Consider the following 14,931-nt stretch of genomic DNA (forward strand, 5'->3'; position numbering starts at 1 on the left):
CCGTTTGAGACATGCCAACTGACACTGAAAATGTCTGCTCATCGGGGTGAACCGGAAATGTTCGGCGGGCGGTCAGAGCGACGCGATTGACCCATCTGCGACATGAGCTAGTTTGAAATCCCGCAGCGCAGCAGTCTCACGCCCTGCCGAGATATGGTATCCTTTCGGTTCTAAGCACGGGAGCGTCTGCCTGACTTGACTGCCGATGAGGTGGTCCAATGAAACGTCGCGAGTTCGTCTCGTTGATTGGTGTCGCGGCGGCTTGGCCAATCGCGGCGCTGGCTCAGCGATTGGGCGCGATGCGGCGCATCGTCGTTGTGGGTGCGCTCGCCCCGGATGACGTCGAAACAGTCAAGCGCAGCGCGGCATTCGAGCAGGCACTCGCTGCATTGGGTTGGACGAAAGGCGGAACTATTGCGATCGAGTACCATTGGATCGCCAATGATACCGCGCTCGCACAAAAAACGGCAGTTGAGGTGGTCGCGCTCGCGCCCGACGTCCTTCTCGCGTCCAGCAACATTGTGATTGAGCAGCTGTGGAAGGCGACGGGTACCATTCCAATCGTGATGGTGCAGGTCATCGATCCTGTCGGGTCGGGCTATGTCGAGAGCATGGCGAGGCCCGGCGGTAATGTCACAGGCTTCACGCAGTTCGAGTACAGCCTCGCTGGTAAGTGGCTCGACCTGCTGATGGAGATTGCGCCGCGCACATCACGGGTCGCCGTGCTGCGCGACCCGACGCGCAGCACTGGGATCGGGCAGTTTGCGGTGATCCAGGCGATGGCGCCCGCACGGGGGGTAGAGCCCATTCCGATCAACACTTCCGACGTTGCTGACATGGAGCGCCGGATAACGGCATTCGCGAGCGTTCCCAACGGAGGAATAATCGCGACGGTGGCGGCCGGCGCCAACCGCCGCGCGGCAATGATTGCCGCAGCCAACAAGAACCGTTTGCCGACGATTTTTCCCTATCGGTACTACGCCGCTGACGGCGGTCTCGCCTCATATGGTCCCAATACGGTCGATCAGTACCGACGTGCAGCCAGCTATATTGATCGCATCCTCAAAGGGGAAAAGCCGGCCAACCTGCCAGTGCAGGGGCCGACCAAATACGAACTTACCATCAACCTCAAAACAGCCAAGACGCTGGGGGTCACGGTGCCGCAATCGATCCTCGCCCGCGCCGACGAGGTGATCGAATAGCCTGCCGTTTGCTGCGGTGCATGAGTCTGTTCATGGCCCATCAGCGAAGTAGCGGCTCGGCCGATTGACGTCCGCTCATTAGGGCATAGCGGACCTAGATTTGTTCACTTTGAGTTCTTCGCATTTTGACCCCGAGCGGACGTCGTTGCCCCGCGAGACCCGCGCTGCGTCGGAACTGTTCTGTCACCAATAGTGGAGCAATCAAGAGCCAAGGTTTCAAGCTATGCCATCCGCGGTTGGGGTCTGTCGCGCCGCTTTCTCTTGCGCGAGAGTTGCTTCCAGCCGCGAGATGTTTTCCAGGAGGCGCTGGTTGTTTTCCATCATGCGCTGGCTGGTCACTTTGAGGATGTAATAGCCGAATTGCGGATTTTCAAAGTAGATTTCAAGCAGCCGTTCATAAGTTATGGTCAGGACTTGGCCGTCTTCTATGCATTCGACCGTTGCGGTTCGCCGGTTATTGGGCGTAAGAAAGCCAAGTTCTCCCATGAACTGTCCTGGCGGAAGCTCGACGCCGATTTCCTTGACCAGGAACTTTCCTGTGACGGTGAGAAACATTTCGGCCGCCGCATCACCCTTCCTGAATAATCGGTCGCCCCGGCGATATCTGCGTTCGCTCATGAACGGTTTGAGGTATTCCTTCGACAAGTCACCCTGGGTCGCGTTGCGTGCCTTCTTAACGAGCTTGAGCAGTTGCCGGAGGCGAACGGCATTGACCGGCAGCAACAGCAGATAAAGCAGAAAGGTCGCGACGCTTCCGGAAAGCGCGCCCGAGATTACGAAGAATGTACAGCCGACCATATTCGCGACCCGCAGTGGGACCATTGTCTGCATCAGCAAAGTAGCGACAAAGAAGAAGGCACCAATCAAAGCGAACATGTTGGCGAGCGTGATGTTGGCCAACACGATTTCAAGCAGCCGATCAAACAGGGCGTCGTAGGTGATGTTGTTGGGATCAAGTCCCATTTGAACGAGAACCTTTGCGATCCTGAGATTATCCGCGGCCGTATCAAGGATGCGGTTTAGTATCGTGGAAAGGTCTGCACTGATGGGCTCCATTGGATCATCTCTCACAAAGCGGTCAGTAATCCCCGAATATATCCCGGATATTGATGATCGAGGGGCGATATTGAAGGCGCTTTTTGTTGCAGCGCATGAGTCCGGATGTGGCCCGTTTGAGACATGCAGACGGACACCAAAAAGGTCTGCTTATCGAGGAAGACATGAAGTAGTCCGCGTAGGTTCAAACCGACGCAATTGGACCCCAAAGCCGACACCTGAAGCGCGCGAGCTCGCTTCTTTGTCAGTCTCCGGCTTTACGGCCACGCGCCAGCACCGCTGCAATGGGGATTGCGAGATTTTGGTCACAGCGGAAACGTTCAGCCTGACTGTCGATGTCATCAGCAACGGAGGCAAGCGCTGATGGTTCTTGCGCCGCGAGGAGCGCTGCCATTCGTGCTGTGCCGGCCGAGAGCGCCGCAAGCAACGCACGCCCATTCGGCAGCAGCCACTCGGAGCGAACGATCTCCGCAGACCTGTCAACAAAACCTGCCGCTTCGAGCGCCCGTGCACATTGATCAATTTGGTTCAACGCTCCTCCTAGCGGCGGCGCCTGTGCATCGGAACGATTGCCGTGCCGGGCGATCGCGTCGAACACGAGTGACCAGGCGATGTTCTCCTCAGGTGTCGCCCATACCGTGAAGGCGATCCGCGCCCGCGGCTTGAGTACGCGCTCGCACTCGGCTAGCGCCAATTCCGGCCTAGGTACGTGATGGATCCCGAAGCTCGATAGGACCACGTCAAATACGCCGTCCGGATAGGGCAAGTCCTCGGCGTCCCCCTCGGTCACAACCACTTCTGGATGGATGCTGCGAGCAATGCGAACCATCTCGGCTGAAAAGTCCAGCCCTTGAGCGGTGGCGCCGCGTCCCGCGGCGGCGGCAGCGAGATCGCCCGGTCCGCACGCGACGTCGAGTACATGCTGACCCGCCGAAACTTCAGCGGCGTCCAGCAACGGTGTGACAAAGGGTGCTGTCGCGTGAGCGAAGCTGCTTCCGTAGCTCGAAGCGGCACGTTGCCATCCGGCGCGCTCGAAGGCGCGGATGGCTTCTGGTTGAAAGCTCATGGTGCGCCAACCTGCCAGACAAATTCGACCACAGTGATACTAAGCAAGTTTCTGTTCGTGTCGACATGGGATGAGCCCGCTTCTGGCCCGTTTGAGACATGCCAACTGACACTGAAAATGTCTGCTCATCGGGGTGAACCGGAAATGTTCGGCGGGCGGTCAGAGCGACGCGATTGACCCATTGCAGACCTTCAACCTTGGAGGGGACGGTGCCCCTAGCGCCGCCCCCAAACGAACAAAGCAACGATGCCAGTCGTTTTGGTCTGAAGAGACTCAGTGCCGTGTCAAATCGATGAATTCCGCGACCCAAGCGTCGTTGGGCTTCCAACGGTGAGTCCGGCGGCAGCGTGGACATCTGAGCGGGACTTCAACGCTAGGTAACGTTTCGTAGACCACGGTTTCCGTGTCCAGACCAGTCAAGACGGCCTGACCTGTGACAGGGCAACGGGTCAAAATATCTGGCATTTGAATTCGTCCGTGCGCTGCAACTAAACCCCATGTTAAAGTATTGTGACGGCGCGCAGCGAGGGGTCCGCGTATGAAAAAGGGCGACGCGATTTGTTCCGAGTGTGGGGCCGGTTTCCGCCGCCTTGAGCATACGTCGATGCCACCCAGCCGGGGCGAATATCGCTGTCCTGCCTGCGGCATGCTCTTAGAAAAGTTCGACGGCACCGCATTCGTTGCCTACCGTCTTACGATCCATCCCCTAGTAAGGGAAATGCGAGAGTAAAAACCTAAATTTGGCGTTCGACGGTTCTGTTGAGATAAATCAACAGAGTTAGCCACCGAGTGGCGAAAGCTGGTGTTATGGCATCAGCCGACCAGTGGTGGCTCCGCATTTCGGTCGCGTGGATTATCGTCCTACCTGCGACACTGATATATCTTGCCTTCGCATAAGAAGGTCACCTTGCCGCGCACGTTAGCCCATCGGGAGACCCCGCCATGAACCAGCAAGCCCAGACGAATGACCTCAACCCAACGATCCCGGTGACGCCAGACGCTATCATGCAGCTCGGCTTCGCCTTTTGGGGCTCGAAGACGCTGCTCAGCGCCGTCGAACTTGGGCTGTTCACATTGCTCGCTGAGGGGCCGCTCAGCGCCGACGCTCTGACAATGCGGCTGAAGCTTCACCCGCGCAGCGTACGCGACTTCCTGGATGCGCTTGTGTCGCTCGGACAGCTCGAACGCAACGATGGTCTCTACGCCAACACGCCCGCGGGCGCGCTTTTTCTCGATCGCCGGCAAGCGACTTATGTCGGCGGAATACTCGAAATGGCGAATGCGCGGCTCTACCCATTCTGGGGCGCGCTGACTGAAGCATTGCGCACCGGCGAGCCGCAGAACGAGGCGAAGCAGGGTCGCGACCTGTTCGACGAGATATACCGAGACCCCGCGATACTCTCAGAATTCCTCAAGGCGATGACTGGGTTGAGCCTTGGCGCCGCGCACGCCGTGGCAGAAAAATTCCCGTGGGCTGACTACAAGAGCTTCGCCGACATCGGCACCGCGGAGGGCGGCCTGGCAGTCGAGCTTGCTCGGGCACATCCGCACCTCAATGGCATTGGGTTCGATCTTCCGGTAGTCCGACCGCATTTCGACGCCTACGCCGCGCAGCACGGTCTCTCGGCGCGTCTTTCGTTCCACGCCGGTGACTTCTTCACACAAGCGATGCCACCCGCGGACGTGCTGATCATGGGACATATCCTGCACGACTGGAGCCTTGAGAAGAAACGGACACTGATCCGCAAGGCCTACGAGGCGCTACCATTCGGTGGGGCGCTGATCGTCTATGATTCGATCATCGACGATGACCGTCGGCGCAATGCCTTTGGATTGCTGATGAGCCTGAACATGCTGATCGAGACCCGCGAGGGCTTCGATTTCACCGGCGCAGAGTGCGCGGATTGGCTCAAAGAGGCAGGCTTTGCAGAGATACGCGTCGAGCCGCTGGTCGGTCCGGACTCGATGGTGATTGGCCTCAAGTGAGGAGACTTGCGGCGGCCGTGCTGCGTCTGCTCACGGCAGCTCTTGGCCCGTTTGAGACACGCCGGCCACCCACGAAAATGTCGGCTGTTCGGGGAAGACCGGAAGTACGAGGTTGACAGTCAAAGCGGCGCTTTTGACCCGTTGCGGACATTTGCCCGCGCCTTGCCCGAAATCATGTCGGAGCTTGAATCTCTGCACCAACGGGATGTTGCCGCCAAGGCGCCTGTCCACGGATCCAAAAAGCCGCAGCTAGTTCCCCAGTCACTTCCGCTTGAGACAATCGGACGTGACGATTTGGTCCCGACCATGTCGCGTATTCTTGCTGAGGGACATTCTAGCTTTCTATCGACCGACAAGTACGGAGAACTTCATGATCCTCTATTACCATCCCGGCGGCTGTAGCTTGGCTGATCACATCGTGCTGATCGAGACAGGCCTTCCATACAAACTCGTTAAAGTCGAACGGGGCAAGCGCACCGAGGATGGGCGGGACTTCATGACGATCAATCCAAAGGGTTTCATTCCCGCGCTGGAACTCGATGACGGTAGTGTGCTTACCGAAAATCTCGCCATTCTTGTCTATATCGCCCACCAAGCAGGGACCCTTCTTCCCAGCGACGGTCTCGGCCGTTGGCGCGCGCTTGAAGCCACATCCTTCATGACCACCGAATTCCACGGCAATTTCAGACCATTTTTCCACGCTGACGCGACCCAGGCGGAAAGGGACAAGGCACGAAAGTTGCTGGTCAAGCATTTCGTTACGATTGCCGGGCAGCTTGGCGATCGGCCGTTTCTGGTGGGCGATCGAATGACGATCGCAGACCCATATCTTGTCGTGATGCTGATGTGGGCCGAGAAGAACGAGATCGAGGTGCCGAAGCGGCTCAACGACTATCTCGCACACATGAAGACGATTCCGTCGGTCGCCAAGGCGCTCGCAGATGAAGGAATTGTCTGAGATCCGAACGCGGCGACAGCAGGAGCAGTATTGCCAAGACATTTACTTCGGCCCGGTTGCGCCCGCTGGAAAGCAACTGGGTGCAGACTTGGCCCGGCAAAGGTTGGAATGTGCTGCCGCGCCTCTACGGTCCGCTGCAACCGTGGTTCGATAAAAGGTGGAAACCCGGCGAGATCGAGGAGGGTCAATGTCAACCGACAATGATCGCATGTCGCCTATTGGCCCATTAGCGACAACTGCTGATGGGGCTGAGATGTCCGCTTTTCACTGTGAATCCGACAAAGCTTTCGAGTGACGCAGGAGATGCCGAACAAGGAAATTATCGGACGGGGGAGTGGTCAAAAGTCTGAAGGCTAATCCCGGCGGACCGGTAGCCCTGGTTCGCGCGCAAAATCTCGGAATTAAATACAAAAAGCCATCAACCTGATTAAGGGGGTGGGGATGGTCAAATCTCCGTCGATCGGCGGCTCACAGGACCGGACCCACTTTCACTCAGGGATTTTTTTCATCGCGCCTAATTTTCTCGAGCGAATCGGTCGATCTTGTTCAGACGTGCAGCTCGAAGCCTAGTAAAACGATCGTTGCGTCAGATGTTTATGCGGTCCCGGAAAACTACGGCCGGCCAGTTGCGTCCAAAACCACGAGCAATCGGACGAATTATTTTCTCACGCGCTGAATCTAGCAAAGACGCGCTGGAGATGCCGATGACTGGCGCCTCGGACGCATGGAAAAAATTGTCGCGAAATTCGGTAGGGGGTAGGGTCACACAAACGTTTAGATTGATCTCCCGGCCGCGGCTTGCCGGCCCGCAGCAGCTTGGCCAGACTAAGCGCGTCACGGCGATTGGTCTTCACCCGATCACCTGCCTTCCGCGGGATAAGTGAGGGGGCTGCGACGAGGCAATCATGGCCAAGACGCTTGATCAGCCGATACAGCTCATAGCCGGTCGGACCGGCCTCGTAGCAGAACGTCAACGACCGGTACCGGCTTGCAAGCTTCTGGACCAACTTAACCGTAGCCGCCTCGGTGTTCTCTATCTCGCCCAGAAAACGAACTTCACCCGCGCGCCCGTTTTCCGCAATGGATACGGCGCTCCGCAGCTTCGCCGTATCGAAAGTCACGTAAGCGACGCTATAATCACCCATGACTCGTCCTCCTTGCACTGAGGCTCTGCCCGGCCTGTCCAGGCAACCCTCGGCAGGCATCGAGGGCGAGTCGCCTCAGCTTGGGAAGAAGGACATACGGTCTTCGCAAGACGCACATGCGCCTACGCTTGTTCATCCCGTCAGCGCTCGACTCTACGCCGTTTGTCAATCTGCAAGTCGGAACGTCTCTCTCCCACTCTAGCGAGCACAGTGCATCGCAAGACAATGGACAACCTTACTGTCACAACAGATGCGCTCGGCATTGCCCGCGCCTGATGCTTTGATCTTGATCAACATTCTCTCAAGCGCGCTGCTTTTCGACTGCGACGCGCGGATGTGGTTTTCCTTGCATGAACTCTTGTTCGGTAGGAATATTGACCATCTTGGAAAAGCCAAAGCAGGAGGGAAGACCTCCAAATCAAGGTTCATACCAGCCAAGCGTTGTCGTGGCCTCTTAAAGCCGAGCTTCGGCAGGTCCTGCCAACACTAGACCGGATCCTCCCTCGCGCAGAAATTCCGGCGTCATCCTGATGCAACGCCGCCGTTTGCAATTTTGGGAAGTGGCATCTGGGTTGTGCTCATGCATCATGTGGCGCGGATGATTTCCATCGATGAAGGACTGATTTTCTCTATCGCCCGTTCAAATAGCAAAACTGGAGGGAGAAATGCCGGTAACTCAAGACTTTGACGCTGTCGTCATCGGTGCAGGCTTTTCCGGTTTGCATATGCTGAAGTCGCTGAGGGACAAATTGGGGTTGAAGGCGCGGGTCTATGAAGCCGGCGAAACCGTAGGCGGTACCTGGTACTGGAATCGCTACCCCGGCGCGCGTTGCGATTCTGACGCCTACATTTATTGCTTCACCTGGGACAAGCAGCTCCTGCAAGATTGGGAGTGGTCCGAGCGCTATCCCGAGCAGCCCGAAATCCTCAATTATTTGGAGCATGTTGCCAAACGTCACGACCTGAAACGCGACATTCAATTCGATACCACCGTGACAAGCGCCGAATTCGACGAGGCAACCAACCGGTGGACGGTGCATACCGACACCGGGGAAACGGTAACGGCGCGTTATCTCATCCCGGCGGTTGGCACCTTGTCGACGACGAACATGCCTCAGTTCAAGGGCTTGGAAAAATTCAAGGGCAAGTGGTACCACACCAGTCGCTTCCCTCACACTGGCGTTGACTTCACTAATAAGCGCGTGGGCGTGGTAGGCACCGGCGCCACGGCGGTGCAGGCCATTCCCGAAATTGCGCAGCAGGCCAAGCAACTCGTCGTGTTCCAGCGCACCGCGAACTATTGCGTGCCGGCGCGCAACGGCAAGGTGGACCCGGAATTGGCCAAGGCCCGAAAGGCGGACCATGAGGGCATCGCCAAACGAATCCGGGAATCGTTCTTCGGCCAGGAGCATTACTTCATTCCGAAGTCGGTGCTCGAGGCAACTCCCGCGGAGCGCGAACGGGAATTCGACAGGATGTGGGACGCGGGCGGATTCGCCTTCTGGTTGGCCAACTATCAGGACATGTTTTTCTCGCAGGAGGCCAATGACATCTGCGCCGACTACATCAAGCGCAAGATCCGCAAGACTGTGAAAGACCCGGTCGTCGCCGAAAAGCTGATACCCAAGGGCTACGCCTACGGCACCAAACGTCAGCCGCTGGACACCAACTACTACGAGACCTTCAACAAGGACAACGTGGTTCTGGTCGATGCAAAAGCCGACGGAGCGATTGAAGAGATCACCGAAGCGGGCATCCGTGCAGGCGGCAAGGAATATGCCCTCGATATCATCGTTTTTGCGACGGGTTTCGATGCGATGACCGGCCCGCTGAAGGCGCTGAACCTGAAAGGCCGTGGCGGACGCACGCTGGATCAGGAGTGGCGGGATGGGCCGCACACTTACCTTGGCATTTCAGTCGCCGGCTTTCCTAACCTGTTCACTATCACCGGCCCGCAAAGTCCTTCTGTGTTGTCGAACATGCCGGTATCGATTGAGCAGCATGTGGAGTGGATCACCGATTGCATTGAAACCATGCGCAAGACCGGCAAGACCACCATCGAGGCGATGCCTGCGGCGCAGGCCCAATGGGGTGCGCACGTCAACGAAATCGTCAACGCGACGCTGATGACCAGCGCCAACTCTTGGTACATGAGCGCCAACATCCCCGGCAAACCGCGGGCCTTCCTGCCTTATCTCGGGCCGGAAGGCGTCGGCGGCTACAGGAAGAAATGCGACGATGTCGCAGCCAAGGGTTACGAAGGATTCGAATTGGCCTAACCGGTCTTGGACAACGCATTTAGGGCGGGAAGACATCAACCTTGCCGCCCATTAACGCCGTAGGGAGCAGATAATGATCGAGAACAGCTACTATTCGCAGGATGTGCACGGTCCCTACGAGCTTTACGATATCGGCAATCTCGATTTGGAAGAAGGCGGCACGATTCGCGCCTGCAAACTCGCCTACGCAACTTTTGGCAAGCTCAATGCTGCGAAAGATAACGCCGTTCTCATTCCCACCTGGTACTCCGGCACAAACAAGATCATCGAGCAGGTGTATCTTGGTCAGGGCCGCGCACTCGATCCGGACAAGTATTTCATCATTGTCGTCAACCAGATTGGCAGTGGTCTTTCATCTTCGCCGCACAACACACCGGCACCAGCCGGGATGGGAAATTTTCCCCGTGTGCGCATAGGGGACGATGTGCGCGCGCAACACAAGCTTCTTACGGAAAAATTCGAATTGAAACGTCTCGCGCTTGTGGTGGGTGGCTCCATGGGCGCCCAGCAGACCTACGAGTGGGCGGTACGCTACCCCGACATGGTGAAGCGCGCGGCGCCTATCGCCGGCACCGCCAAGAACACTATCCACGATTCCCTTTTCACGGAAACGCTGGTCGATGCCATCACGTCCGACCCGGGCTTTAACAACGGCTTTTACGCGTCGTCGGCCGACGTGAGGGAAGGCCTGCTGCGCCACGCGAAAATGTGGGCCGTTATGGGTTGGAGCACGGAATTTTTTCAGCAAGACCGGCACAAGGCGCTGGGCTTCTCGTCAATGGACGATTTCATCATCAATTTCATGAACGGCTATTTCAGCGTCATGGACCCCAACGATCTGCTTTGCATGGCATGGAAATGGCAACGCGGCGACGTCAGCCGCCACACCGGGGGCGACTTGCGGGCCGCGTTGAGCCGTATCAAGGCCAAGACCTTTGTCATGCCGATGTCCTCAGATATGTTCTTCCCGCCGTCCGATTGTCAGGCCGAATGGCGGCTAATTCCCGATGCCGAATTCCGGCCTATTCAAACCGTCGATGGCCACCTTGCGCTTTTCGGTGCCGATCCCAATGCGATCCGCCAACTTGACAAGCATTTGAGCGAATTGCTCGGGTCGCAGGTCTAAGCTCGCGATCAACGACCGGAGGCCAACCATAGAATCGTTGATGAGCACCCGGCTTAGTAAGGTTCACCGAGCCTTGGTCCAGGCGCGGTAGTACGTGTGATCCACGATAGTCGAAGTCGCTAATTTTGTAGATTTCGTCGTCGAATCGCACCAAATTCCCGAGCAAACCCACTAGTGGATCGCTAGGATCAGCCACCTCGATATTTACGCTCTGATGCCACGGACGACCATTAAAGTAGCCGCCGATCAGAGGCGGCGCGATTTCGTCAAGCTTTTTGGCGGCGCAGTCGCTGCATAGCCGCTCGCGGTCGGCGTGATACCCGCTGATTGGTTTCCTTTGCGGCCGAAGGCCGAAGTCTATTCGGAACGAATCGATTGTTCCGATGTTGCGTTACCCAGGTTTTCGCTCATGAGAGTTGAGCTCCTACTGAGACTGCTCCTGGTCGCGACGGTGGTGAGCTCGTGGCCCGTACTTGCATCGGACGTCCGAGAGGATTCGAAGCCGGTGCAACAACAGGTCTCTCATGAGAACGGCCAGCCGGAAGAAAATCACGACACGAAACAAACCAAGGAGCCGGCCGCTCCGTTGACAACATCAGGCCTTTGCGATGCGCTCGGCGCGGCGGCAACGGCCAATGAGCTTCCGGTCGATTTCTTCACCCGCCTGATCTGGCAAGAAAGTCGCTTTAAGCCGGACGTGATCAGCCGGAAAGGCGCGCAAGGCATAGCTCAATTCATGCCGACCACCGCGAGAGAAAGCGGTCTCGAAAATCCCTTCAATCCGCTCGATGCAATCACCAAGTCCGGCCAGTTGTTGCGTGATCTGCGCCGTGAATTTGGAAATTTCGGCCTTGCGGCAGCCGCGTACAATGCTGGACCTGGCCGCGTTCACGATTGGCTTAGTGGCCATCGTCAGCTTCCGCAGGAAACGCGAGCGTATGTGCGGATTGTGACCGGTCGTTCTGTTGAAGAATGGGCAGCCGGTACCCAAACCAACCTGGTTGAGACGCCCTCCCTCGAAGTTGTCCCCTGCGATTTGCCAGCCATCGCTTTGGTTCCGCGCCCCGAAGCATCCCAGCCGAAACCTAAAACCATCCGTGTTGGCAGCAGCCGTCAAAAGGAGCGGCTGCTCGGGACTAATCCCGTCATCGATCGTGAGGACGCCAAAGCACGTAGGATGATATCGTCGATCTGCCGAGGTTGCTGATCGGGATGAACTCACTGCCACTGCCAGCTTCCCCGCCCGCCTCCTCAACAGTGTCTGGGCGATTGGCATCGCCACTCCAGACCTGCTGCCCGCCCAGCCGACGGTGATTGCTGCGATGCATGAGTCCGTTCATGGCCCCCACCGACGAATTCCGGCAATCATCCGAATGTCGGCTTTCAGGGGGTAGAGCGGAAATGCCGGTAAGGCGGCTCAACCGACGCTGATGACCCAAACCGGACCTCAAGGCCTCGATAATCCTCGTGCACAATCACCCCTCCGGCGATCCCTCGCCCTCGCAGGCCGACATCCAGATGACGAAGGCGATCATCGACATCGCCAAGCCGCTGGGGATTGCCGTGCATGATCACATCATTGTCGGCAAGAACGGGCATGCGAGCCTGAAGGGGGTGCGGCTGATCTAGGGCACCAAATCAGATGACAAGAACGGCATGAGCGACTGGCTGCACAAATGTGCCGCATGCCCCGATGCGCATGCCCTTCATCCTTGCCGAGCTCTCACGGACGGACGCGGATGATCGTTTTCCCGGCACGCCGCTCGATTGAGTTAAAGGTGGCGACGGCATCATCCAGGCTCGAGACCTTGCCGATATTCGTCCGCAGTCGACCATCCCGGATGCGCTGAACTATCTCAGAAAGCTGGGCTCGATCAGCCTCGACGACGAAGTCAACCGTCAGGCCATCTGCAGGTCGAATATCCGTTGGTCCGACAACCGTCACAAGCGTTCCTCCGGCCCGGACCAGCGTTGCGGACCGCTTCTAGACATCGCCGCCGATGACATCGAACACCAGATCGACACCGCCGACGTCTTCCAGGGTGTCAGTCCCGAGGTCGACGAATTCATTTGCACCGAAGTCGAGCGCCTTCTGGCGGTCAACGGCGCGTCCGGTGCCGATGACGTAAGCTCCGGCCTCTCGCGCGAGTTGCGATACCATCGATCCCACTGCGCCTGCCGCGCCGTGCGCTAGGACGCTCTGTCCAGCCTGGAGTCGGCCGTGCTGAAACAGTCCCTGCCATGCGGTCAGGCCAGAGATCGGCAAGCTTGCGCCAACCGTGAAGTCGACGTCGCCCGGCAGTGGCGCAAGATTGCGTGCCTCGATCGCCACATACTCCGCCAGGGCGCCGTCGCGATACCAGTCCGCGAGGCCGAACACCCGCTGTCCCACCGACAGTCCCGTCGTGCCATAGCCGAGGGCGGTGACCACTCCGGCCAGCTCGTGGCCGGGGATAGACGGTGTTCGATCACGGTCGAGGCGATCGGCCCAGGTCGAGGGCCAGTCCAGTTCGGTGTTGACAAATCCCGCCGCATGAACCTGAACGACGACGTCGTTTATCGCCGGCTGCGGCTGGGGTCGATCCGTCAGATTCATCCTGGCCGTTCCTGCAGCCTGGTCCGTCACTGCGATCGCCTTCATGGGAATTGTCTCCTCAAACATTTTTCCGGTTCAGCGTAAATTGCAGGCGTGGAGGTCTTCTCGATCTCTCACGCAATTTGCTGTCGGTTCGTCGCCTTCCGCGACGACCTTGATGTCGAATTGCTGTGTGATGCCACTTGCGGTCCTTGGAGCCACCGCAGTGAATCCGGGATTTTCGTGGTCTTAGCCGCGTGACAGTGGCGGGCGCTTCATAGTCAAGAGCTCCGTCACATCATGAAGATCATCAGCCGATGAGATCGCGACTGTCAGCCACTTGCCGTCAATGTATGTTTTGGCGTCATCGTAGAGCTTGACCAATTGCGGACGCCAGGCATAGCGCCGCTCCTCAAACTTCTCTCGTTCTGCTCTCCCCATGACCACGACGGCCGAAAACAGCCAGTATTCCGGCACCAAGGTGCAGAACGCCTTGGTTTTCTTGTAGCGCAAGGACCAACCGCGGTTCTTGCCACCGTAGAGCCAGTCCGGCGCGAAAACTCTGGGGTAGAGTTCGTCGATCCAGTTTCGCAGTTCGGCCCAATGCTCGAACGCCTCTGGTCCGATCCATTTGCGGACGGCACTGTCATCGGGCGGTGCTGATTTGTCGGTGATCCTGTCGCCGATTTGTGGAATCGTACCGGTAGGTAAAATCATCATAAGACCTCGTGTTGATAGTCCGGCGAAGGCCGGATGGTTATGATGCTGGCGTCGCCAAGAGCTTACGGCGCGCCCTCAGAATGCTCCTGGCGATGCTCTCCAGAGCAGGGGGCATCGCGATACAGTCTATTGGTGCTCGCGCGCACCGCAGGCCAACCGCCGACATCTCGAAGCTCTCGCACGACCGTCAGATCGATCGCCGCCAGGGCCTTCTCCCTCGCCAATTCGGCGTTGTCTCGATCGAGGAACGCAGTGGCCTGTAGGGGCAGAAATTGCTGGGTCATTAGCCCAATGGAGCTAAGCACGAGCGACAGATACGGCGTGAGAAAGTCCGGCTGGTTGGCTCGGTCGCCGGAAAAGACGCCGCCAGAGGCGACGCCGATGAATACCGGACGATCGTTGAGCATTCCCACCTTCCCCATCGGCGTCGACTTCATCGTGCGACCGACGCGCAGGATCTGGTCGATCCACGCCTTGAGCACCGAGGGGATGGTGAAATTGTACATCGACGTCCCGATGACGATTGCATCGGCGGCCTCGACTTCCTGAATCAGCGCCTCGGAAAGATCCAGAGCGCCCTTCGGCGGGGCCGCCAAGGTGGCCAGCGACGACAGCGCGACCGCGTAGTCAGCCACGGCGTGGGGCAAGGGTTCAGTCCCCAAATCGCGCCGGGTGACGCTCGCCCCAGGCGCAACCTCGAGAAGCTTTTCGACGATCGCCGCCGAAAGCCGCCGGCTATGCGATTCCCGACGCGGACTGCAATCAATATGGAGGATATTCATGTGATCGATCCCAATGGCTTCATGAGGTTGCGACAG

At 58.1% G+C, this 14,931-nt stretch carries 11 protein-coding genes and 3 pseudogenes; 8 read left to right on the forward strand and 6 right to left on the reverse strand.

Annotated elements, in window-relative coordinates:
• Positions 1-218 precede the first annotated feature (218 nt).
• On the forward strand, positions 219-1,202 hold the full coding sequence (locus tag A3AI_RS0139405; protein WP_024520754.1) for an ABC transporter substrate-binding protein: 984 nt from the start codon (positions 219-221) through the stop codon (positions 1,200-1,202).
• Positions 1,203-1,418: 216 nt separating this feature from the next.
• Here A3AI_RS0139405 and A3AI_RS0139410 read toward each other — a convergent pair whose 3' ends face one another.
• Positions 1,419-2,258, reverse strand: coding sequence for a Crp/Fnr family transcriptional regulator (locus A3AI_RS0139410; protein WP_024520755.1), 840 nt, complete (start codon positions 2,256-2,258; stop codon positions 1,419-1,421).
• Between the two features lie 244 nt (positions 2,259-2,502).
• Positions 2,503-3,324, reverse strand: coding sequence for a class I SAM-dependent methyltransferase (locus A3AI_RS0139415; protein WP_024520756.1), 822 nt, complete (start codon positions 3,322-3,324; stop codon positions 2,503-2,505).
• Positions 3,325-4,266: 942 nt separating this feature from the next.
• Here A3AI_RS0139415 and A3AI_RS0139420 point away from each other — a divergent pair.
• From A3AI_RS0139420 to A3AI_RS49700, 3 genes and pseudogenes are all read left to right on the forward strand, one after another.
• Entirely contained in the window at positions 4,267-5,310 is a 1,044-nt protein-coding gene (locus A3AI_RS0139420) for a methyltransferase (protein WP_024520757.1), read from the forward strand.
• A 370-nt stretch (positions 5,311-5,680) separates the two neighbouring features.
• The gene (locus A3AI_RS0139425; protein ID WP_024520758.1) at positions 5,681-6,268 is read left to right on the forward strand and encodes a glutathione S-transferase N-terminal domain-containing protein; all 588 of its coding nucleotides are present in this window, start codon (positions 5,681-5,683) and stop codon (positions 6,266-6,268) included.
• A gap of 37 nt (positions 6,269-6,305) precedes the next feature.
• A pseudogene (locus A3AI_RS49700) lies at positions 6,306-6,498 on the forward strand (DUF1214 domain-containing protein); the annotation flags it as partial.
• Positions 6,499-6,933: 435 nt separating this feature from the next.
• Here A3AI_RS49700 and A3AI_RS44560 read toward each other — a convergent pair.
• Positions 6,934-7,413: an IS110 family transposase gene (locus A3AI_RS44560; RefSeq protein WP_051382742.1), complete on the reverse strand. Its 480-nt coding sequence runs from the start codon at positions 7,411-7,413 to the stop codon at positions 6,934-6,936.
• A gap of 665 nt (positions 7,414-8,078) precedes the next feature.
• Here A3AI_RS44560 and A3AI_RS0139435 point away from each other — a divergent pair.
• From A3AI_RS0139435 to A3AI_RS46930, 4 genes and pseudogenes are all read left to right on the forward strand, one after another.
• A complete protein-coding gene (locus A3AI_RS0139435) occupies positions 8,079-9,692 on the forward strand; it encodes a flavin-containing monooxygenase (protein ID WP_024520760.1) in 1,614 nt (537 codons plus the stop codon).
• Positions 9,693-9,765: 73 nt separating this feature from the next.
• On the forward strand, positions 9,766-10,818 hold the full coding sequence (locus A3AI_RS0139440) for an alpha/beta fold hydrolase (RefSeq protein WP_024520761.1): 1,053 nt from the start codon (positions 9,766-9,768) through the stop codon (positions 10,816-10,818).
• 505 nt (positions 10,819-11,323) lie between these two features.
• Positions 11,324-12,025 (forward strand): lytic transglycosylase domain-containing protein, encoded by a 702-nt coding sequence (locus A3AI_RS46925; protein ID WP_283807322.1) that lies wholly within the window; start codon positions 11,324-11,326, stop codon positions 12,023-12,025.
• Positions 12,026-12,273: 248 nt separating this feature from the next.
• A pseudogene (locus A3AI_RS46930) lies at positions 12,274-12,447 on the forward strand (JAB domain-containing protein); the annotation flags it as partial.
• 94 nt (positions 12,448-12,541) lie between these two features.
• On the opposite strand, the pseudogene A3AI_RS44570 reads toward A3AI_RS46930, so the two are convergent.
• The 3 genes and pseudogenes from A3AI_RS44570 to A3AI_RS0139465 all read right to left on the reverse strand — a co-directional run bounded on the left by A3AI_RS44570 (position 12,542) and on the right by A3AI_RS0139465 (position 14,895).
• Positions 12,542-13,459: pseudogene (locus A3AI_RS44570) on the reverse strand (NADP-dependent oxidoreductase).
• A 183-nt stretch (positions 13,460-13,642) separates the two neighbouring features.
• On the reverse strand, positions 13,643-14,110 hold the full coding sequence (locus A3AI_RS0139460) for a DUF3788 domain-containing protein (protein WP_024520763.1): 468 nt from the start codon (positions 14,108-14,110) through the stop codon (positions 13,643-13,645).
• Positions 14,111-14,175: 65 nt separating this feature from the next.
• Positions 14,176-14,895: an FMN-dependent NADH-azoreductase gene (locus tag A3AI_RS0139465; RefSeq protein ID WP_024520764.1), complete on the reverse strand. Its 720-nt coding sequence runs from the start codon at positions 14,893-14,895 to the stop codon at positions 14,176-14,178.
• Positions 14,896-14,931 lie beyond the last annotated feature (36 nt).

Source organism: Bradyrhizobium sp. Tv2a-2 (assembly GCF_000472425.1).
Lineage (GTDB): Bacteria > Pseudomonadota > Alphaproteobacteria > Rhizobiales > Xanthobacteraceae > Bradyrhizobium.

Excerpts from the sequence above, each read along its gene's own strand:
- A3AI_RS0139405 (WP_024520754.1), top strand. The coding sequence starts at position 219 with ATGAAACGTCGCGAGTTCGTCTCGTTGATTGGTGTCGCGGCGGCTTGG.
- A3AI_RS0139410 (WP_024520755.1), bottom strand. The coding sequence starts at position 2,258 with ATGGAGCCCATCAGTGCAGACCTTTCCACGATACTAAACCGCATCCTT.
- A3AI_RS0139415 (WP_024520756.1), bottom strand. The coding sequence starts at position 3,324 with ATGAGCTTTCAACCAGAAGCCATCCGCGCCTTCGAGCGCGCCGGATGG.
- A3AI_RS0139420 (WP_024520757.1), top strand. The coding sequence starts at position 4,267 with ATGAACCAGCAAGCCCAGACGAATGACCTCAACCCAACGATCCCGGTG.
- A3AI_RS0139425 (WP_024520758.1), top strand. The coding sequence starts at position 5,681 with ATGATCCTCTATTACCATCCCGGCGGCTGTAGCTTGGCTGATCACATC.
- A3AI_RS44560 (WP_051382742.1), bottom strand. The coding sequence starts at position 7,413 with ATGGGTGATTATAGCGTCGCTTACGTGACTTTCGATACGGCGAAGCTG.
- A3AI_RS0139435 (WP_024520760.1), top strand. The coding sequence starts at position 8,079 with ATGCCGGTAACTCAAGACTTTGACGCTGTCGTCATCGGTGCAGGCTTT.
- A3AI_RS0139440 (WP_024520761.1), top strand. The coding sequence starts at position 9,766 with ATGATCGAGAACAGCTACTATTCGCAGGATGTGCACGGTCCCTACGAG.
- A3AI_RS0139460 (WP_024520763.1), bottom strand. The coding sequence starts at position 14,110 with ATGATTTTACCTACCGGTACGATTCCACAAATCGGCGACAGGATCACC.
- A3AI_RS0139465 (WP_024520764.1), bottom strand. The coding sequence starts at position 14,895 with ATGAATATCCTCCATATTGATTGCAGTCCGCGTCGGGAATCGCATAGC.